Below are 19,856 nucleotides of genomic sequence, written 5' to 3'. Positions count from 1 at the left end.
AGCCCCTGCACCCGACCTTCGCGGCCCGGCGGCCTGCCAGCTGCCGGGCCGTCTCGTTCCCGCCCCGACCCCCTGAGCCTCCGCCCGCATGCGAACCAAGCGCAACCTTCCGAACCGCAGCTTCCGCGTCGCCGACCAGATCCAGCGCGATCTGTCGGAGCTGATCCGCGAGCTGAAGGATCCGCGCATCGGCCTGCTGACCCTCAGCGGCGTGCAGGTGACGCCCGACTACGCGCATGCCACCGTGCACTTCTCGCTGCTGGTCGGCGATCCGGCGGCCTGCGAGGAGGGCCTCAACGAGGCGGCGGGCTTCCTGCGCAACGGCCTGTTCAAGCGCCTGTCCATCCACACGGTGCCGACGCTGAAGTTCCGCTTCGACCGCACCACCGAGCGCGCGGCCGACATGAACGCGCTCATCGCGCAGGCCAATGCCAGCCGCGCGCTCGACGACGAGCCGGGCCAGCCCTGAACCATGCGCCCGAACGCCGCCCGTCCCGCCCGCCTGCCGCGCCGTGCGCTGCACGGCGTGCTGCTGCTCGACAAGCCGCTGGGCTGGACGAGCAATGACGCGCTGCAGAAGGTCAAGGGCATGATGCGGGCCGAGAAGGCGGGCCACACCGGCACCCTCGATCCGCTGGCCAGCGGCCTGCTGCCGCTGTGCCTGGGCGCCGCGACCAAGTTCAGCCAGGTCAGCCTGGACGCCGACAAGACCTACCGCGCCACGCTGCAGCTCGGCGAGACCCGCGTCGGCGGCGACCGCGAGGGCGAGGTGCTGCTGCGCCGCCCCGAAGCCCTGGCCGCGCTGGACGCGCCGCGCCTGGAGGCCGCCTGTGCCGCACTGCGCGGCCCGCAGTGGCAGACGCCGCCGATGCAGTCCGCGCTGAAGCACGAGGGCCGGGCGCTCTACGACTACGCGCGCGCCGGCATCGAGATCGCGCGCGAGCCGCGCCGCATCACGGTTCACAGCCTCGACATCCGCCTCTGGCAGGCTGACACGCTGGAGATCGAGGTCCGCGTGAGCAAAGGCACCTACATCCGTCAGCTGGCCGAGGACCTGGGTGAGGCCCTGGGCTGCGGCGCCCACCTGGCCGGCCTGCGCCGCCTGGCCAGCGGGCCCGTGGATCTGGACGCTGCGCTGACCCTGGAGGCCCTGCAGGCCCTGACACCGGTCGAGCGCGAAGCCCGCCTGCTGCCGCCCGATGTGCTGCTGGCCGACTGGCCGGCGCACATGCTGGACACGGAGGACGCCGCCCGCTTCCTGACCGGCCTGCGCCGCCGCGTGAAGGCGGCCGACGCCGAGGGCGTGCGCGTCTATGGCCCGCCGCCGCCGGCCGCCTGGGCGGCAGGGCGGCGCGCGCCGGTCTTTCTCGGCAGCGCACGCATCGTGGCTGGCGAGCTGATTCCCCTGCGCCTGCTGAGCCCGCCCGAGGTGCAGGCCCTGGCCGAAGGCCCGGGGCCGATGCCCGAACGCCCGCCGGACGATCCCGTCCGGGTGGCCCCGGCCCTGGCCGGCTGAGCCTCCCGCGCGGGCCGGCCGCTGCAGCCGGGCCCGCCTGCCGACCGCCGCGCGGCGGTCGGCCCCCGGTCGGCGTGCCGCTTGCATGCCGTCCGCAGCTTCCTTGCGATGCGGTCCCGGCCGCGCCGCCTCCGCATCCGAACGCACCGAGAGAGTTCCATGAGCACGTCCCGCCAGATCCGCAATGTCGCGATCATTGCCCACGTCGACCACGGCAAGACCACCCTGGTCGACCAGCTGCTGCGCCAGAGCGGCACCTTCGCCGAGCACGAGAAGGTCGTCGACACCGTGATGGACAACAACGCCATCGAGCGCGAGCGCGGCATCACCATCCTGGCCAAGAACTGCGCCGTGAGCTGGGAAGGCACGCACATCAACATCGTCGACACCCCGGGCCACGCGGACTTCGGCGGCGAGGTGGAACGCGCCCTGTCCATGGTCGACGGCGTGGTGCTGCTGATCGATGCCCAGGAAGGCCCGATGCCGCAGACGCGCTTCGTGACCAAGAAGGCCCTGGCCCTGGGTCTCAAGCCCATCGTGCTGGTCAACAAGGTCGACAAGCCCGGTGCCAAGCCGCAGGCGGTGGTCAATGCCGCCTTCGACCTGTTCGCCAACCTCGGCGCGACCGACGAGCAGCTCGACTTCCCGGTGGTCTACGCCTCGGGCATCAATGGCTGGTCCTCGCTGGACGAGGGTGCGCCGGGTGCGCAGTGGGGCCCCGACATGTCGGCCCTGTTCAACACCATCCTCAAGCACGTGCCGCCGCAGCAGGGTGACCCGGCGGCGCCGCTGCAGCTGCAGATCTCGGCCCTGGACTACTCCAGCTTCGTCGGCCGCATCGGCGTGGGCCGCATCAGCGCCGGCACGCTCAAGCCCAATATGGACGTGGTGGTGATGGAAGGTCCGGACGGCAAGACCGTGAAGGGCCGCGTCAACCAGGTGCTGACCTTCCAGGGCCTGGACCGCGTGCAGACCACCGAGGCCGGCCCCGGCGACATCGTGCTGATCAACGGCATCGAGGACATCGGCATCGGCGTGACGGTGACCGACCCGCTGAACCCGGCGCCGCTGCCCATGCTCAAGGTCGACGAGCCGACGCTGACCATGAACTTCTGCGTCAACACCAGCCCGCTGGCTGGCCGCGAAGGCAAGTTCGTCACCAGCCGCCAGATCTGGGACCGCCTGCAGAAGGAACTGCAGAGCAACGTCGCGCTGCGCGTCAAGGAAACCGACGAGGACGGCATCTTCGAGGTCTGCGGCCGCGGCGAGCTGCACCTGACCATCCTGCTGGAGAACATGCGCCGCGAGGGCTACGAGCTGGCCGTCTCCAAGCCGCGCGTGATGTTCAAGGACATCGACGGCGTGAAGAGCGAGCCGATGGAGCTGGTCACCGCCGACGTCGAGGAACAGCACCAGGGCGGCGTGATGCAGGCCCTGGGCCTGCGCAAGGGCGAGATGATCAACATGGAGCCGGACGGCCTGGGCCGCGTGCGCCTGGAATACCGCATTCCGGCGCGCGGCCTGATCGGCTTCAGCAACGAGTTCATGAACCTGACCCGCGGCTCGGGCCTGATCTCGTCGATCTTCGACGGCTACGAAGCCCACAAGGGCGAGATCGGCGGCCGCAAGAACGGTGTGCTCATCTCGATGGACGACGGCGAGATCTTCACCTACGCCCTGGGCAAGCTCGACGACCGCGGCCGCATGTTCGTCAAGCCCAACGACCCGGTGTACGAGGGCATGATCGTCGGCATCCACAGCCGCGACAACGACCTGGTGGTCAACGCCACCCGCACCAAGCAGCTGACCAACTTCCGCGTCTCGGGCAAGGAAGACGCGATCAAGATCACGCCGCCGATCGAGCTGACGCTGGAGTACGGCGTCGACTTCATCGACGACGACGAGCTGGTCGAGATCACGCCCAAGAGCGTGCGCCTGCGCAAGCGCCACCTGAAGGAGCACGAGCGCAAGCGGGCCAGCCGCGAGATGGCGGTCTGATCCCCCGGGTCCATCCGCCTGCCGCACCATGCAGGTCCCGACCGCCAGGCTGCGGCTCGAGGTCGAACAGGGCGGCCCCGTCGACGGGGCGCCGCTGCTGATGATCATGGGCCTGGGCATGCAGCTGATCGACTGGCCCGAGGGCCTGGTCGGGATGCTGCAGGACCGCGGCTTCCGCACCCTCCGCTTCGACAACCGCGACGCCGGACTGTCCGAGCGCTTCGACGCGCTCGGCACGCCCAACCTGGCCTGGCAGGGTCTGAAGCATTGGCTGCACCTGCCGGTCCACGCGCCCTACACCCTGGACGCGCTGGCCGATGACAGCCTGGCGCTGCTCGACGCGCTGGGCCTGGCGCGCGCGCATGTGCTGGGCATCTCGATGGGCGGCATGGTGGCCCAGCTGATGGCCGCCCGCGCCCCCCAGCGGGTGCGCAGCCTGGCCCTGATGATGAGCAGCAGCGGCGCCCGCGAGCTCCCCGGCCCCCGGCCGGTGGCGCGCGAGGCCATGCTGTCACGACCGGCCAGTTCGCTGGAGGATGCACTGGTGGAGCACCAGGTCCGGGTCTTCACCGCCCTCGGCAGCCCGGGCTTCCCGCCCGAGCCGCAGGCCCTGCGCGAGCGCTGCCGGCGGGCCGTGCGACGTGCCCGCGAGGGCGGCCCGGGGGCCGCCGCCGGCTATGTGCGCCAGCTGACCGCGGTGGCCGCCAGTGCCGACCGCAGCCCCCTGCTTCCGGGGCTGCGCATGCCGACCCTCGTCATCCATGGCCAGGACGACCCGCTGCTGCCCCCCGCCTGCGGCGAGCAGCTGGCGCGGCTGATCCCCGGTGCGCGACTCGATCGCATTCCCGGGCTCGGCCACGACCTGCCGCCTGCCTTGTGGCCGCGCTTCGCCGATGCGATCGCCGCCAACGCCCTGCGGGATCCGGCCTGAGCGGCTGCGTCCCCGATCCCGATCCTGCCCCGCGCCGTGGACCGCCAGCCGACCCCGCTGCCCCGACCCGATCCCGCCTCGCCCTGGCGCCTGTGCGTCGCGCCGATGCTGGACTGGACCGACCGCCACTGCCGCGTCTTCCATCGGCTGCTGAGCCGCCGGGCGCGGCTCTACACCGAGATGGTGACCACCGGTGCGCTCATCCATGGCGACCGGCATCGCCACCTCGACTTCGACGCACGTGAGCACCCGCTTGCTTTGCAGCTCGGCGGCAGCGAGCCCGCCGACCTGGCGGCCTGCGCCCGGCTGGCCGAGGCCTGGGGCTACGACGAGATCAATCTGAACTGCGGCTGCCCCAGCGAGCGCGTGCAGCGCGGTGCCTTCGGGGCCTGCCTGATGGCCGAGCCGGCCCTGGTCGCCGACGGCATACGGGCCATGCGCGATGCCGTGGGGCTGCCGGTCACCGTCAAGCACCGCATCGGCCTGGGGCGCCGCGAGGACTATGGTTTCGTCCGTGACTTCGTCGGCACCGTGGCGGCAGCGGGCTGCACGGTCTTCATCGTGCATGCCCGCAACGCCTGGCTGGAAGGCCTGAGCCCGAAGGAGAACCGCGAGGTTCCGCCCCTGCGCCACGACTGGGCTCGGCGCCTCAAGGCCGACTTTCCCGCGCTGACCGTGGTCGTCAATGGAGGCCTGGCCGAGCTGCCCGACCTGGCCGCGCAGCTGCAGGGCCTGGACGGCGTGATGGTCGGTCGTGCCGCCTACCACCAGCCCTGGCGCCTGGCCGACTGGGACGCGGCTTTCTTCGGCGAGGCCCCGCCGCCCACCGCGCTCAGCCGGGATGCGGTGGAGGATGCGATGGTGGACTACATGGCCGGCCTGCCGGCCACCACGCCCTGGACCCATGCGGCGCGCCACATGCTGGGGCTGCGCGATGGCCAGCCCGGTGCGCGTCGCTGGCGGCAGATCTGGTCGGACCATCGGCTGAAGCACACCCCGGTGCGCGAGGTCGCCGCGCAGGCCCGCCAGGCCTGCCGCGACCGTGAGGACGCCGTCACGCCGGACGCCTGATCGCGGCCCGGGGGCTCGCGCCGTCAGCCTCGGTGGCTGCCGATCCGGCGGGGCAGGGCATAGAATTTCCCGCAGTCCTCGGCACAGACCTCGCTTGTGTCGGCGCTTGACCCGGGCGGATGCACCGTCCCCCACCCAGCTGCGAACGGCTGCTCCCGACCGGATCGGTCCACCGTTCGCTTTCCACACAACGCGAGTCCGAGGGGGTTCCTTACGTGAACAAGAGTGAGCTGATCGACCTGATTGCCCAGCAAGCCGACATCTCCAAGGCCGCCGCCGGCCGCGCGCTGGAGGCCCTGATCACCGGCGTGACCAAGAGCTTGAAGAAGGGCGACAGCGTGTCGCTCGTCGGCTTCGGAACCTTTGCCGTCACCAAGCGGGCGGGCCGGGTCGGTCGCAATCCGCGCACCGGTGCGGAGATCAAGATCAAGTCGGCCAAGGTGCCGAAGTTCCGCCCGGGCAAGGCCCTGAAGGATGCGCTGAACTGAGACGAGGCCGCCGGGCCGCATCGACCGGTGCGGGTGCTTAGCTCAGTGGGTAGAGCGGCGCCCTTACAAGGCGTAGGTCGGGGGTTCGAGCCCCTCAGCACCCACCAACGCACCGGTCCAGCCCCGACGGCTACACTGCGGCGCCCGATCCCGGGGCTCCGGACACAAGGCGAACCCCGGTTCGCCTTTTTTGTTTCTCACGCGCTGCGCACCGTCCACGATGTTCGACTTTGTCCGCAACAACCAGCGGGTCCTGCAGTTCATCCTTGTGCTGCTGATCTTCCCGTCCTTTGTCTTCCTCGGCCTGCAGGGCTATGACGGCTTCAAGGAAGGGGGCGGCGATGCCGCCCAGGTCGGCGAACTGAAGATCAGTGCCGCCGAGTGGGATGCCACCCACCGCAACAGCATCGAACGGCTGCGTGCGCAGGATGCCGAGCTCGACATCAAGCAGCTCGACACGCCCGAAGCCCGCCAGCAGACGCTGCAGAGCATGCTGCGTGAACGCACCCTGCTGCTGGCCGCGCAGAAGCAGCACCTGGCCGTCTCCGACGAGCGCCTGGCCCGGCTGTTCCAGACCAACGCCGACTTCGCCTTTCTGCGCAACCCGGATGGCACGCTGAACCGCGCGCTCATCGAGGCTCAGGGCATGAGCGTGGCGCAGTTCGAGGCCCGCCTGCGTCAGGACCTGGCCGTGCGCCAGGTGCTGCTCGGCATCGGCAACAGCCCGACCGGCTCCCGCGTGGCCGCGGAATCGGCGCTGGACGCGCTGATGCAGCGCCGCGAGGTGCGGCTGGCCCGCTTCGACGCGGGCAGCTTCCGCGCCAAGGTCGAGCCGAGCGAGGCCGAGATCGAGGCCCACTACCAGGACCCGGCGAACGCGGAAGCCCTGTCGGCCCCCGAGCGCCTGAAGCTGGCCTACCTGGTGCTCGATGCCACCCAGATCGCGGCCAAGATCCAGCTCACGGATGCCGAGGTGCAGGCAGCCTACGAGGCCAATGCCGCACTCTACAGCCAGCCGGAGGAGCGTCGTGCCCGCCACATCCTGATCCAGTCCGACGCGAAGGACCCGGCCGACCGGCGTGCTGCCGCCCGCGCCAAGGCCACCGAGATCCTCGCCCTGCTGCGCGAGAAGCCCGAGCGCTTCGCCGAGCTGGCCAAGGAGCGCTCGGAGGACAAGGGTTCGGCCGCCCGCGGCGGCGACCTCGACTACTTCGGTCGCGGCGCGATGGCCAAGCCCTTCGAGGACATGGTGTTCAAGATGCCGGTCGGCGCGATCAGCGAACTCGTCGAGACCGAGTTCGGCTTCCACATCATCCAGACCACCGGCGAGCGCGGCAAGGGCAAGCGCACCCTGGCCGAGGTGCGCGAGGAGATCGAGGGCAATCTGCGCAAGGAACGCGCGCAGAAGCTTTATGCCGAGCAGGCCGAGGCCTTCAGCAACCTCGTCTACGAGCAGTCCGACAGCCTGCAGCCGGCGGCCGACAAGCTGGGCCTCACGGTGCAGACCGGCTCGCTCATCGGCCGCAGCGCGGTGAAGGACGACAAGGTCAGCCCGCTGGGCAGCGCGAAGTTCGTCGCGGCCCTCTTCACCGACGCCGTCCTCAAGGACAAGCGCAACACCGAGACCGTCGACCTCGGCGGCAACCGCCTGGCGGCCGCGCGCGTCGTCGAGTACCGCGAGAAGCGCAAGCTCAGCCTGGAGGAAGCCCGCGAGATCGTTCGCAGCCGTGTCGGCCTGGCCAAGGCGGCCGAGCTGGCCCGCCAGGAAGGCCAGGCCAAGCTCGCGCTGTGGAAGGGCGCTGAAGGCGCGGCCGCGGAAAGCGGCCTGGCTGCGCCGGTGACCGTGTCGCGGCCGAACCCGCAGGGCTTGAGCCCGGCCGCCCTCGACGCCGTGCTGGCTGCACCGGCTGACAAGCTGCCGGCCTGGCTGGGCGTCGACCTGGGGGGCGATGGCTACCTCGTGGCACGGGTCGACAAGGTCCTGCCGCGCGATCCCGCCGCCGGCGACGCCAAGCAGTTGCAGGGCCAGTACGCGGCACTGTGGGCCTCGATCGAGTCCGACGCCTACGTCGAAGCGTTGAAGACACGCTACAAAGCGCGCGTGCTGACCCCGAAGACCGCCAAGCCGGTGGATGGCGGAGCGCGCTGAGCTATACTCTTGCCTCTGTGGTGGCTGTAGCTCAGTTGGTAGAGTCCCAGATTGTGATTCTGGTCGTCGTGGGTTCGAGTCCCATCAGCCACCCCAAAATTTCCCTTTGAAATCAACACGTTAGGCCTGCCAAGGCCTTTTGTGGGATAAATCTGGGATAAATCCGTAGTTGAACGTGCCCCGAGGCGAAGCCTCGGAGAGGCCCTTCGAGCTCTACGAAGCGCGCCGAGAACATGTCTCGCGCGGAGCCAGATCCGCACCGCTGAGACTTCTCGAACCAAGGCAAGTCGGCTGGCCGGATCGATCAATTCGGGTCGGGCCTGCGGCTCCGGTGCGAGCAGCTCGGCTACCCGGATCCCGCTCGTTGGGTCGGCACCTTCGCGTCGGCGGATGGAACCCGCCCGCGACGCGCTGCGCGGGCACGCAGGCCGACCTCCTGCGGCGCGGCCCTCAGATGTATGGACAAATGACATACAATGTTGGCATCGAGAACGCAGTACACGAAAAGCATCTCATGGCCTACACCCAAGAGCCCGTCACGATCAGCATCCGCGCCAAGGCCGGGCAGCGCGACCTGATCGACCAGGCCGCCGAGCGCCTGGGCCGCAGCCGCTCGGACTTCATGCTCGAAGCGGCCTGCAGGCAGGCCGAGGACGTGCTGCTCGATCAGACCTACTTCGCGCTCGACGCGAAGAGCTTCGACGCCTTCCAGGCCATGCTCGACAAGCCGCCGGCGCCCACCGACCGCCTGCGTCGCACCCTCGGCGCCCGCGCACCTTGGGAGTCGAGCACGGCAAAGCCGTCAGCCACAGGGAAAGCCACCGGCCAACGCGTGAAGTGACGCTGCCGATGCTGTCGGCGCCGCAGCCGCTGAGCGACGAGCACCAGCTCGCCGGCTTCGACAGCGGCGAGCCCTCGCTGGACGACTGGCTGAGGCGCCGCGCGGCCAAGAACCAGGCCAATGGTTCGTCCCGCACCTATGTCGTGTGCGAGGGCGATCGCGTGGTCGGCTACTACTGCCTGGCCGCCGGCGCCGTCGGCCACGCCGAAGCGCCGTCCACGATGAGGCGCAACCGGCCCGACCCGGTTCCAGTGCTCGTCCTCGGGCGCCTGGCCATCCACAAGAGCCACCACCAGCAGGGCATCGGCACGGCGCTGCTCAACGACGCCATCCGGCGCGCGATCCAGGCCGCCGACATCGCTGGCGTCACCGCGCTGTTGGTGCATGCCCTGTCGGAGCAAGCCCGGCGCTTCTACCTCTCGCGCGGTTTCATCGAGTCGCCGGTCAAGCCGATGACCTTGTGCCTGATGCTGGCGACGGTCGACCAGGCGCTGCGCGAGCCTTGAGCGTGCGACGCGGGCGGTCGGCGGGCTCTGTCACTTGATCTTGCCGGGCTGTGTCTGCTGGCCATCCGGGGAAAGCGCAGCTTCGAGGCGGCCCATCTCCAGCGCATTCTGGCCGCCGTCGATCCACTTCGCGTAGGTGCGCAGGAACATCTCGACCGAGTGGCCGAGCTGCTTGGCGCAGAAGGCCGGCGTCATGCCGGCCATCAGCATCATGGTCGCGTAGGTGTGGCGGGTGTTGTACGGCGGCCGGTAGCGCATGCCCAGGCGACGCAGCGTGGGTTCCCAGTAGCTGCGACGGAAGGCGCGTTCCTCGAGCCAGGGCTCGCCGTAGCGCGGGTCGAGAAAGACGTGTGCGTCACGCATCTGGGTGTGCTTGCGCTGGCGCTTCAGCGCCGCGAGCGCGCGGCTGTTGAGGATGACCTGGCGGGCGGTGTTGGTCTTGGTATTGTTCTTCTCGACGCCACGCACGATGGCTCGGTGCACGAGCAGGTGCTTGCCGGCGAGGTCGACATCGCGCCAGTGCAGGCCGAAGCTCTCGGAGGTGCGAAGGCCGGTGAAGAACTTGAACTCGATGTAGTTCGCGATCGGGGCCGGGTAGTGGGCCGTCATGTCGGCGACGATGGACTCGGCCTCCTCGCGCGAGAACGGGTCGGGCAGGGGCTTCTGGTGCTTGGCCCGGGTGACGGCGCTGACCGGGTTGGTCGGGATCGCCTTGTCGGCAACGGCGAGTTCCATCGCCTTGCGGAGCACCGACACGTAGTTGTTGACGGTCTTGCCCGACAGGGTGGGGCGCGAGGCGAGGGCGGTCAGCACGTCGCTGTGCTTGAGCATGCGCACCGGGCGGTCGCCGAGCCTGGCGCCGCGGCGGTCGCAGACCGCGGCCTTCCAGAAGCGGATCGCGCTCGAGTAGCCTGCGCTGGTCGAGGCTTCCAGGCGCTGCGCGGCGAGCCAGTCGTCGAGCTGGGTGCCGACGGTCATCGGCTGGCCGACGTCGCCATCGGCCGGGAAGTATTCGGCGAGCGAGAAGCTGCCGAAGCGGATGCGCTCGCGGATCTCCGCCGCCAGCCGGTGGGCGTACTTCAGGTTTGCCGCGGTCGGCGGCAGCGGCTTGCCTTCGACGCTGAGCGTGCGGCGCAGCACCTCGCCGTTGAAGGTGAACTGGATGCGGATCGAGTTGCCGCGAACCTCTACGCCCGACCCCTTTCGACCCATAGCTCATACCCCTTCACGCTGATCAGCACATGACCGTCGGGCGCGCGGCGGAACTCGCGGCCTTCGAGCCAGACTCCAGCCTCGATCTTGCGCCGGATGGCCTTGGCCGAATACCCCGTGATTGCCGCGGCGATCGGGATGGTGACGTAGTCAGCCCGTGCGGGGGTGACGGCCCAGCGGGACAGGTCGGGCGGGACCTGCGGCTTGCGGCCAACCCGACTGGGCGGCCTCGATGGCGGAGATTCGAGGGTGGCGGTCTGGCTGGGCATGTGCACAGCGTAGGCGAGGGCAGCTCACGGTCGTGCGATGACTTCGCCCGGAGAATCATCGAACCGGACAATTCGTCACCAGCCTATCAGGCTGACCTGCTGGCTTTCGTCGCGGCCCGCTCGATCGACTCCGTCACTCGATGTTCAGCGCTCGAAGCCGCAACGCGTTGCCGATGACGCTGACCGAGGACAGCGCCATGGCTGCGGCTGCCACGATGGGCGAGAGCAGCAGGCCGAAGAAGGGGTAGAGCACGCCCGCGGCCAGCGGGATGCCGGCGACGTTGTAGGCGAACGAGAGGAAGAGGTTCTGGCGGATGTTGCGCATCGTCGCCTGCGACAGCCTGCGCGCGCGGACGATGCCCATCAGGTCGCCCTTCAGCAGCGTGATCCCGGCGCTCTCCATCGCCACGTCGGTGCCGGTGCCCATCGCGATGCCCACGTCGGCGGCGGCCAGCGCGGGCGCGTCGTTGACGCCGTCACCGGCCATGGCCGGCACCCGGCCTTCGCGCTTGAGCTGCTGCACCACGCGGGCCTTGTCCTCCGGGAATACCTCGGCGACGACCTCGTCGATGCCCAACTCGCGGCCCACGGCCTCGGCCGTGGTCCGGCCGTCGCCGGTCAGCATCACGATGCGGATGCCGGCCGCCTTCAGGGCCTGCAGGGCCTGCGGCGTGGTCGGCTTGATCGGGTCGGCGATCGCGACGAAGCCGGCGAGGCGACTGTCTTTGCCGACGAAGATGACCGTGGCGGCCTTCAGTCGCTGGCGCTCGGCCGCGTCGGCCAGCGGCCCGACCTCGATGCCCTGCTCGGCGAGGAAGCGGCCGCTCCCGGAGACGATCCGGGCGCCGTCGACCGTGCCGACCACACCCTTGCCGACCGGTGAGTCGAAGTCGGTCACCGGCGACAGCGACAGCCGGCGTTGCAGCGCGTCGTTCACGACCGCCATCGCGAGAGGATGCTCGCTGGCGCGTTCGACGCTGGCGAGCTGCTGCAGCACCGCGTCGGCCGTGTGGCCCGGTGCCGGCTCGACGTGCACGACCTTCGGGCGGCCTTCGGTCAGCGTGCCGGTCTTGTCCACCACCAGCGTGTCGACCTTCTCCATGCGTTCCAGCGCTTCGGCGTCGCGGATCAGTACGCCATGCTGGGCGCCGCGGCCGACCCCGACCATGATCGACATCGGTGTGGCCAGGCCCAGCGCACAGGGGCAGGCGATGATCAGCACGGCTACCGCCGTGATCAGCGCGTAGCTGAAGGCGGGCGACGGTCCCCAGACGAGCCAGGCCGCAAAGGTGAGCAGCGCCACGAGGATCACGACCGGCACGAACCAGCCGGCCACCTGGTCGGCCATCCGCTGGATCGGCGCCCGGCTGCGCTGCGCCGCGGCGACCATGTGAACGATCTGCGACAGCAGCGTGTCGGCGCCGACCTTCTCGGCGCGCATCACGAAGCCGCCGGTCTGGTTCAGCGTGCCTGCCGTGACCTTGGCGCCGGGCGCCTTGGCCACGGGCATCGGCTCGCCGGTGACCATCGATTCGTCGACCGTGCCCTTGCCTTCGGTGAGTTCGCCGTCCACCGGCACCTTCTCGCCGGGGCGCACGCGCAGCAACTCGCCGACCTGGATGGTGTCGATCGCGACGGTGTCGTCCTGCCCGTCAGCACCGACCCGGATGGCCGTCTTGGGCGCAAGGTCGAGCAGTGCCTTGATCGCGCCCGAGGTCTTCTCGCGGGCGCGCAGCTCCAGCACCTGACCGAGCAGCACCAGAACCGTGATCACGGCGGCGGCCTCGAAATAGATCGGCACCGCGCCATCGGCCAGCCGCAGGTCGGCCGGAAAGAGCCGCGGGGCGACTGTGCCGACGATGCTGTAGAGCCAGGCCGCGCCGGTGCCGAGCGCGATCAGCGAGAACATGTTCAGGCTGCGGTGCTCGACCGATGCCAAGGCCCGCACGAAGAAAGGCCAGCCGGCCCAGAGCACCACCGGTGTGCCGAGCAGCATCTGGATCCAGTTCGACAACTGCTGCCCGAGCAGGTGGTTCAGGGTGGTCAGGTGGCCGCCCATCTCGAGCGCGAAGACCGGCAGCGTGAGAACGGTGCCGATCCAGAAGCGCTTTGTCATGTCGCGCAGCTCGGCGCTGTCGCCGGCGGCGGCGGTGACCAGCACCGGTTCGAGCGCCATGCCGCAGATGGGGCAGTGACCCGGGCCCATCTGGCGCACCTGCGGGTGCATCGGGCAGGTGTATTCGACCTCGTCGGGGTTGCCCTGGAGCGCCGTTGGTGTCGCGTTGGTGCTCGCGTGACCGTGCTGGTGGTGCTGGTGATCACAGTGCTGCTGACCGCCATCGGTCCGCGTCGGTTTCAGCGGACCGTGTTCCCGGTGCGCACCGTCTCCGTGCGGGTGATCGGACATCGCCGTGGCCGTGGCCCGATGGTGGGTGTGATCGTGAGGGGTTCCAGGGCTGCCCTGCATCGCGTGCTCCTTGTGATGGAAGGCAGTCTCGACCTTCCCACCGTTGGAGAGTCAAGCGGTACGTTGACGCAGCGCCGGGCCGGGGCACTGCGAGGTCAGCGGGGTGGTCGTTCCTCGTTCGGTGCGCCGCCGGGTTCGCCGCCGCCGTGGCGGCCATGATGGCCGCGGTGGAACAGGTGCATCAAGGGACAGGCCAGCAGGATCAGGAAGGGCACGGCCTGGAGCAGGTGATCGAAGTGCCGGGTCAGCAGAACATAGGCGCCGAACGCTGCGGCCGCCAGCAGAACGAGGCCGAGGGGGCTGCGCCAGATCGGCGGCCGGCGTGGTTCGGGATAGTCCATGGCGAGGGATCCCGGCCTAGCTAGCGCTCGGCGGGCGGCTTCATGGCCTCCCGGTCCATCATCATCTGCATCATCATTTCCATCATGTCCATGCGGCGCTTCATGGTCTCGGGGTCCATCGCCATCGGCCCCTTGGCGCCCATGCCCTCGCGCATCCGGCCCATCATCGCCATGCCGTCCTGCATGGACTGCCTGTGATCCTTCATCAGCGCCGCGCGCTCATCCGGCGTCTTCGCGGCGGCCATCTTCCGGTGCATCTCGTGCATCGCGGCCATCTGCTGCTCGTAGGCGATGGGTGCCGCCGCCGGCGACGCCTTCGGATGGTGGCCCCTGTGCTCGTCCTTCGCGTCGCTGCCGACGGCCGTCGCGCAGCCCGTCAGTGTCGCCAGCGCGATCGATCCGATGATGAGCTTCATGGTGTTCTCCGCAAGGTGACGACGCCGTCGTGGCGTCCATGCGGCCAGCTTGCGCCCGTTTGGCGGCGCCGGGCTTGACGGAGGTCAATCCCGGCGTGCCGTGGTGCGTCAGCAGCAGCCGCAGGCGCCGCGCCGTGCGGCCTTGAGGTCGGGCGCTTGCGGCGTCGGTGCGTCGGATACCGCCACCGGTGTGTAGCCGGCCGAGGCGATGGACCGCCTCAGCTGGCTGGCGTCGACGGTGGCCGAGTCCACCTGCACCAGGCGAGTCGCCAGATCGATTTCGACCTCGGCTCGCGGGTCGGTCGCCCGGATCGCCGCGGTGATGGTGCGGACGCAGTGGCCGCAGGTCATGTCGTCGACTCGGAACCGGATCGTGTTGCTCATGGTGCTCTCCTGCACGTTGATGACCCGGTTACTTTCGTCCTTGCCATCGTGGGAGGGTCAAGCCGGTTCGAGGGCTTCGTCCAATTCGCTGCACGGTGCTTGACCTTGCCATGATGGGAAGGTCTAGACTGGGTGCTCATTCGAGAGTTCGAGGAGCTTGTCGTGATGAACATCGGCGAGGCGGCGGAGGCCTCCGGGGTCTCCGCAAAGATGATCCGGCACTACGAAGGTCGTGGCCTTCTGCCGGCCGCGCGGCGCACCGAGTCGGGCTACCGCCAGTACGAGCCCGGCGAGGTGCACACGCTTCGCTTCATCCGGCACGCGCGCGACCTGGGTTTTTCGCTGACCGAGATCGCCGAACTGGTCGGCCTGTGGCAGGACCGGCGGCGGCCGAGCCGGCAGGTCAAGGCCCTGGCCGAGGCGCATGTCCGTCAACTGGAGCAGAAGGCCTCGGAGTTGCTGGCGATGAAGGCCGCCCTCGAACACCTGGTTCATGACTGCCACGGCGACGACCGTCCGGACTGCCCGATCCTCGTGGGCCTGGCCGACCCCGGTGTCGCGCGGCCTGTGGCGGGTCGTGCCGCGTCGCGGCCCGCGGTACGGCGGGGCTAGACCGGCAGCCGCAGACCGACGGCGTTGCCGTTGGTCTCGGACCGGACGAAGACGCTGCCCCGGTGCATGACGGCGATGGCCCGGACGATGGCCAGGCCGAGCCCGACGCTCTCGCCGCTGTGCTGGCGCGATCCGTCGGCGCGGAAGAAGCGGTCGAACATCCGTGTCCTGACGGCCTCGGGGATGGGCATGCCGGGGTTGTAGACCTCGACGATGGCCTGACCGTCCTCCTGGCCCAGGCGCAACTCGATCGTGCCGCCGCGGGGCGTGTGCTTGATGGCGTTGGACAGCAGGTTCGACAGTGCGCGCCGCACCAGGCCGGCGTCACCGCGCGAGCGCGCGTCGCCGACCAGCTCGGCGGTGATCGACGCGTCGGCGAGGGCCGCCTCGAAATAGTCCAGGGCCTTGCGGGCCTCGGTGCGCAGGTCGAGGTCGTGCCACACGGCCGCGGACTCACCGCGGTCGGCGCGGGCCAGGAACAGCATGTCATTGACCATGCCTTTCATCTCCTCGAGCTGGTCGAGCTGCTGGGCCAGCGTCTGTTCGAGCTCTTCGTGGGGGCGGGCACTGGACAGCGTGACCTGGGCGGCATTGATCAGGCTGGCGAGCGGTGTGCGCAGTTCGTGTGCCACGTCGGCGTTGAAGGCCTCCATGCGGCGGTAGGCCTGCTCGACGCGGTCCAGCGCCGCGTTGAACGCCCGCACCAACCCATGCACTTCCGGATCGACGGCGTCGTCGCGCAGCCGCACCGAGAGGGACGCCGGGGCGATGGCGCTGGCTTCCGCGGAGAGCCGGACCAGCGGCTGCAGACCGCGCCGGGTCGTCCAGGCCGCGAGACCGATGCTCGCCAGCACGCCGATGGTGCAGGCAGCCACCAGCACGACGAGGTAAGCGGCCAGCAGGCGCAGGCGCGGACGGATGTCGATGGCGACAAGCATCGTCGCGACGGGCAGGGCTCCGGCGTTGTCGACGGCAACCTCCAGGCCCTCCATCGGCGTGCCGTCCGCATGCGCCAGGCGCAGCACGCCTTCCATGCGATGGGCGACCGTCGGCAGGGCCGGGGCGCCGACGGTCACGCGGCGCTGCGCGTCCAGCAGCCAGACGCGCAGCTCGCCGTGGCCGATCAGCACGTCGTCGATGTGATGGCGCAGGTCGTCCACGCTGCCGCCCCGCGTTTCATCGATGAAGTGGCGGACGATCCGGACCTTGCCGGCCAGGCCGTCGCGGTCGGCCTGTTCGAGCTGGTGAGCCAGGGCCCAGTAGAGGATCCCGCCGACCACGGCGAACACCGCCACGGCGCTCAGCCCGAGCGTCAGCACGAGCCGCTGGCGGATCGAAAGAACCGTCATGGCGGCGGAGCCTCGCCGGGGCCGCGCCATTCCATCACGTAGCCCATGCCACGCACGGTGTGGATCAGCTTGGCGCCATAGGGCTCGTCGACCTTCGCCCGCAAGCGACGGATCGCGACGTCGACGACGTTGGTGTTGCTGTCGAAGTTCATGTCCCAGACCTGTTCGGCCAGCGTCGTGCGCGACATCGCTTCGCCGCGTCGCCGCATCAGCAATGTCAGCAGGGTGAACCCCTGCGCCGTCAGCTCGATGCGTTCCCCGGCGCGGTGGACGCGGCGGGCCGACAGGTCGACCTCCAGGTCGGCCAGGCGCAGCAGCAACTGGTCCTCGATCGGCTGGGGCGTGCCGCGCCGCATCACGGCGTCGATACGCGCCAGCAGCTCGGAGAAGGCGAAGGGCTTGGCCAGGTAATCGTCGGCGCCGGCGCGCAGCCCGCGAACGCGGTCCTCGACCTGGTCGCGGGCAGTGAGCATCAGCACCGGCGTGTTCTTGCGGGCCCGCAGATCCTTGAGGACGGCGAAGCCGTCTAAGCCGGGCAGCATCACGTCGAGCAGCACTAGGTCGTAGTCGCCCTCGAGGGCGAGGTGGCGTCCGTCGATGCCGTCGCGTGCGACGTCGACGACATGGCCGTGCTCTCTCAGACCCTTGTGCAGGTAGGCGGCAAGCCGCGGCTCGTCCTCGATGATCAGCAGTCGCATGGCGGGGCAGGAGTCGTCGATTGCTGAAGTGTCCGCCAGCGAACGCGCCGGCCGGGCCAGCGGCAGGCCTTGATGACGAAGCTGTAATGATTCGGACCAGTTCCTGACCGAGGCTGCGGCCGATCATCGCCGCGATCCCGGAACTCCGGCACGACGTCGGGTGTCCGAGGCAGGCCGGGTCATCCCCCGCATCGACCGGTCCATTCGTCTTGCGATAAGCTCAGAACCATGTGGGTTTCCGTCCGTGCCGCGTTCATCTGGCTGGTGATGCTGGCGATCCCCCTCCAGGGGATCGCAGCGTCCTCCATGCTGCATTGCGGCCCCGGGCATGAGCGCCAGATGGTGCAGGTGAGCGCGGCCGACCATCACGGCGACCGCCGCGGGCTTGGCTCGGTGCACCATCATCCGGCTGCAGACCACCAGGCCGCGCACGTTGACACCGCGGCGGCAGAGGCTGCATCGACGGATCACGGCCAGCCGTCGGCGCAGGCCGACCAGGCCCATCTCGGCAAGTTCAAGTGCAGCGCCTGTGCCCAGTGCTGCGCCTCGGTCGCACTGCTCGACCGGGTGTCCGATCCGATCCGGCTCGAGCCGGTGTCGATCGCCCCGGTGATAGCGGCAGACGACTACCCCCAGGTCGCCCAGACCGGCCCCGAGCGGCCACCCCGACCCTTCCTCGCCTAGCGACGCGCCCTGCGCGCGCACCCGTGCGCGCCCCGTTCCCGTCGCGATGAACCGTTCCCGGCTGCCCTGGCAGCCGGACCGATCACGAGTTCCTGCGAGGACACCATGCTCCCTGTTCCCATCCGCCGGATGCTGCCGGCACTGGCGCTGACCGCAGCAGTGACGGCGCAAGCCGGTCACGAGGCTCCCACCGCCGCACGCGCCAGCCCGCTCGACGCGACGGCCAACGTGCCCGCCGTCACCTACGACTCGGCCTTCACGCGCTACCGCCCGCACGCCGACCAGAAGCTGCGTCCATGGAAGGACTCCAACGACAACGTCGGCCGCATCGGCGGCTGGCGCTCGTATGCGCGCGAGGCCGCCCAGGAGGAGCCTGCAGCCGCGCCCGGTCCCAAGGCTGCGGGGGGCGAGGGCCGCGCAGTGCCGGCGCCTAAGGCCGCTGATGGCCACCACAAGCACTGAGGACGATCATGCGCACAGATTCCATGGCAGACACCCGGCGCACGGGTCTCGGTCGTCTGAGACTGCCCGGGGCGGTGATTTCCGTGCTGGTGCTGGCCGGCTGCGCCAGCTTCAGCCCGGACGGCGGCTTCGGCCCGGTGCAGCAGACCGCGAGCGAGCGGCTCGGCAAGGAAGTCCGCTGGGCCCGGACGGCAGAAGACCAGGACCGCATCGACGCCCGCGTGACCGAGCTGCTGGCCAAGCCGCTGACGGTCGACGACGCGGTGCAGGTCGCGCTGCTCAACAACAAGGGGTTGCAGGCCCGGTTCTTCGAGCTGGGCATCGGCGAGGCCGAGCTGGTGCAGGCCAGTCGACTGCCGAACCCGGGCTTCAGCTTCGGCCGGATCAAGCGCGGCGACGAGGTCGAGCTGGAGCGTGGCTACCACCTCAACCTGGCGCGGCTGCTGGCGATGCCGCTCGTTCGCCAGGTCGAGGAGCGGCGCTATGCGCTGACCCGCGGCGCGGTCTCGGTGCAGCTGCTGTCACTCGCCTCCGAGGCTCGCAAGTCCTACTTCACCGCGGTCGCGGCCGAGGAGACGGTGCGCTACATGCGCCAGGTGCAGCAGGCCGCCGAGGCCAGCGCCGAGCTGGCGCGCCGCATGGCCGAGGTCGGCAACTTCAACAAGCTGCAGCGCATGCGCGAGCAGGGCTTCTACGCTGACGCGACGCAGAACCTGGCGCGGGCTGAACGCGCAGCGCTGGCCTCGCGCGAGAAGCTGACGCGGCTGATGGGCCTGTGGGGCGCGCAGACACGCTTCCAGCTGCCCGAGCGCCTGCCCGACCTGCCGGAGGCGCCGAAGGACCAGCCCGACATCGAGCGCGTCGCGCTCGCCCAGCGGCTGGACGTGCAGGGCGCCAAGCTCGCAGCCGAGCAGACCGCGAAGAACCTCGGGCTCACCAAGACGACGCGCTTCATCAACGTGCTGGAGCTGGGCTGGGTCCACAACAGTTCCAACGAGGAGCCGACCCAGACCGGCTGGGAGGTGGGGCTGGAACTGCCGCTGTTCGACTGGGGCGGCGCGCGCGTCGCGCGGGCCGAGGCGGTCTACATGCAAGCCGTGAACCGCGCCGCGGAGACCGCGGTCAATGCCCGCTCGGAAGTGCGCGAGGCCTACGGCGCCTACCGCAGCAGCTGGGACATCGCGCGCCACAACCGCGACGAGATCGTGCCGCTGCGCCAGCGCATCGCCGAGGAGAACGTGCTCCGCTACAACGGCATGCTGATCGGCGTGTTCGAGCTGCTCGCCGACACCCGTTCGCAGATCGCCAGCGTCAACGCCTACATCGAGTCGCTGCGCGACTTCTGGCTGGCGCAGGCCGACCTCGAGATGGCGCTGATCGGCAAGCCCGAGCTGTCGGGCGCGGCCATGGCAGTCGGCGCGGGTATGTCAGCCGGCGATGCCGGCGGCGGCCACTGAACATC

Annotated in this window: 21 protein-coding genes and 2 tRNA genes; 15 read left to right on the top strand and 8 right to left on the bottom strand. The window is 69.9% G+C overall.

The window, feature by feature from the left end:
- Positions 1-88: 88 nt before the first annotated feature.
- The 11 genes from rbfA to H4F90_RS06180 all read left to right on the top strand — a co-directional run bounded on the left by rbfA (position 89) and on the right by H4F90_RS06180 (position 9,500).
- Positions 89-469, top strand: a complete 381-nt coding sequence (gene rbfA, locus H4F90_RS06230) for a 30S ribosome-binding factor RbfA (protein WP_182662455.1) — start codon at positions 89-91, stop codon at positions 467-469.
- 3 nt (positions 470-472) lie between these two features.
- Positions 473-1,516 carry a tRNA pseudouridine(55) synthase TruB gene (gene truB / locus H4F90_RS06225; RefSeq protein ID WP_182662453.1) on the top strand — a complete coding sequence of 348 codons (1,044 nt, stop codon included), beginning with the start codon at positions 473-475 and terminating at the stop codon, positions 1,514-1,516.
- Between the two features lie 159 nt (positions 1,517-1,675).
- Positions 1,676-3,514, top strand: a complete 1,839-nt coding sequence (typA, locus tag H4F90_RS06220; protein WP_182662451.1) for a translational GTPase TypA — start codon at positions 1,676-1,678, stop codon at positions 3,512-3,514.
- Positions 3,515-3,542: 28 nt separating this feature from the next.
- A complete protein-coding gene (locus H4F90_RS06215; protein WP_182662450.1) occupies positions 3,543-4,445 on the top strand; it encodes an alpha/beta fold hydrolase in 903 nt (300 codons plus the stop codon).
- A 105-nt stretch (positions 4,446-4,550) separates the two neighbouring features.
- Positions 4,551-5,516 carry a tRNA dihydrouridine(20/20a) synthase DusA gene (gene dusA / locus H4F90_RS06210; protein WP_182663084.1) on the top strand — a complete coding sequence of 322 codons (966 nt, stop codon included), beginning with the start codon at positions 4,551-4,553 and terminating at the stop codon, positions 5,514-5,516.
- 215 nt (positions 5,517-5,731) lie between these two features.
- Positions 5,732-6,004: an HU family DNA-binding protein gene (locus tag H4F90_RS06205; RefSeq protein WP_182662448.1), complete on the top strand. Its 273-nt coding sequence runs from the start codon at positions 5,732-5,734 to the stop codon at positions 6,002-6,004.
- Positions 6,005-6,035: 31 nt separating this feature from the next.
- A tRNA-Val gene (locus H4F90_RS06200) sits at positions 6,036-6,111 on the top strand.
- 113 nt (positions 6,112-6,224) lie between these two features.
- Positions 6,225-8,153, top strand: coding sequence for a SurA N-terminal domain-containing protein (locus tag H4F90_RS06195; protein WP_182662446.1), 1,929 nt, complete (start codon positions 6,225-6,227; stop codon positions 8,151-8,153).
- Positions 8,154-8,173: 20 nt separating this feature from the next.
- Positions 8,174-8,249, top strand: a tRNA-His gene (locus H4F90_RS06190).
- Between the two features lie 418 nt (positions 8,250-8,667).
- A complete protein-coding gene (locus tag H4F90_RS06185) occupies positions 8,668-8,994 on the top strand; it encodes a type II toxin-antitoxin system TacA family antitoxin (RefSeq protein WP_182662444.1) in 327 nt (108 codons plus the stop codon).
- A gap of 8 nt (positions 8,995-9,002) precedes the next feature.
- Positions 9,003-9,500: a GNAT family N-acetyltransferase gene (locus tag H4F90_RS06180; RefSeq protein WP_182663082.1), complete on the top strand. Its 498-nt coding sequence runs from the start codon at positions 9,003-9,005 to the stop codon at positions 9,498-9,500.
- Positions 9,501-9,530: 30 nt separating this feature from the next.
- On the opposite strand, the gene H4F90_RS06175 is transcribed toward H4F90_RS06180, so the two are convergent.
- The 6 genes from H4F90_RS06175 to H4F90_RS06150 form a co-directional block, all read right to left on the bottom strand.
- Entirely contained in the window at positions 9,531-10,712 is a 1,182-nt protein-coding gene (locus tag H4F90_RS06175; RefSeq protein ID WP_182662442.1) for a site-specific integrase, read from the bottom strand.
- Positions 10,688-10,981 carry an excisionase gene (locus H4F90_RS06170; RefSeq protein WP_310731958.1) on the bottom strand — a complete coding sequence of 98 codons (294 nt, stop codon included), beginning with the start codon at positions 10,979-10,981 and terminating at the stop codon, positions 10,688-10,690. The genes H4F90_RS06175 and H4F90_RS06170 overlap by 25 nt, the downstream gene beginning before the upstream one ends.
- Before the next feature lie 133 nt (positions 10,982-11,114).
- A complete protein-coding gene (locus tag H4F90_RS06165) occupies positions 11,115-13,448 on the bottom strand; it encodes a copper-transporting P-type ATPase (protein WP_407926158.1) in 2,334 nt (777 codons plus the stop codon).
- 95 nt (positions 13,449-13,543) lie between these two features.
- The gene (locus H4F90_RS06160) at positions 13,544-13,789 is read right to left on the bottom strand and encodes a DUF2933 domain-containing protein (RefSeq protein WP_182662438.1); all 246 of its coding nucleotides are present in this window, start codon (positions 13,787-13,789) and stop codon (positions 13,544-13,546) included.
- A 20-nt stretch (positions 13,790-13,809) separates the two neighbouring features.
- Entirely contained in the window at positions 13,810-14,205 is a 396-nt protein-coding gene (locus tag H4F90_RS06155) for a hypothetical protein (RefSeq protein ID WP_182662436.1), read from the bottom strand.
- Between the two features lie 108 nt (positions 14,206-14,313).
- On the bottom strand, positions 14,314-14,589 hold the full coding sequence (locus tag H4F90_RS06150) for a heavy-metal-associated domain-containing protein (protein ID WP_182662434.1): 276 nt from the start codon (positions 14,587-14,589) through the stop codon (positions 14,314-14,316).
- A 165-nt stretch (positions 14,590-14,754) separates the two neighbouring features.
- Here H4F90_RS06150 and cueR point away from each other — a divergent pair, with 165 nt between their 5' ends.
- Positions 14,755-15,201: a Cu(I)-responsive transcriptional regulator gene (gene cueR / locus H4F90_RS06145; protein WP_182663080.1), complete on the top strand. Its 447-nt coding sequence runs from the start codon at positions 14,755-14,757 to the stop codon at positions 15,199-15,201.
- On the opposite strand, the gene H4F90_RS06140 is transcribed toward cueR, so the two are convergent.
- Both H4F90_RS06140 and H4F90_RS06135 read right to left on the bottom strand, forming a co-directional pair.
- Positions 15,198-16,550: a heavy metal sensor histidine kinase gene (locus H4F90_RS06140; protein ID WP_182662432.1), complete on the bottom strand. Its 1,353-nt coding sequence runs from the start codon at positions 16,548-16,550 to the stop codon at positions 15,198-15,200. The genes cueR and H4F90_RS06140 overlap by 4 nt on opposite strands.
- On the bottom strand, positions 16,547-17,248 hold the full coding sequence (locus tag H4F90_RS06135) for a heavy metal response regulator transcription factor (RefSeq protein ID WP_182662430.1): 702 nt from the start codon (positions 17,246-17,248) through the stop codon (positions 16,547-16,549). The genes H4F90_RS06140 and H4F90_RS06135 overlap by 4 nt, the downstream gene beginning before the upstream one ends.
- Positions 17,249-17,476: 228 nt before the next feature.
- Here H4F90_RS06135 and H4F90_RS06130 point away from each other — a divergent pair, with 228 nt between their 5' ends.
- From H4F90_RS06130 to H4F90_RS06120, 3 genes are all read left to right on the top strand, one after another.
- Entirely contained in the window at positions 17,477-17,932 is a 456-nt protein-coding gene (locus H4F90_RS06130; RefSeq protein ID WP_182662428.1) for a hypothetical protein, read from the top strand.
- A gap of 105 nt (positions 17,933-18,037) precedes the next feature.
- Positions 18,038-18,394: a hypothetical protein gene (locus H4F90_RS06125; protein ID WP_182662426.1), complete on the top strand. Its 357-nt coding sequence runs from the start codon at positions 18,038-18,040 to the stop codon at positions 18,392-18,394.
- 23 nt (positions 18,395-18,417) lie between these two features.
- Entirely contained in the window at positions 18,418-19,851 is a 1,434-nt protein-coding gene (locus tag H4F90_RS06120; protein WP_182663078.1) for a TolC family protein, read from the top strand.
- Positions 19,852-19,856 lie beyond the last annotated feature (5 nt).

It is taken from the genome of Aquariibacter albus, assembly GCF_014145335.1.
GTDB lineage: Bacteria > Pseudomonadota > Gammaproteobacteria > Burkholderiales > Burkholderiaceae_C > Aquariibacter > Aquariibacter albus.
The sequence above is the reverse complement of the archived record's forward strand: the minus strand, read 5'-3'. Positions and strand labels throughout refer to the sequence as shown.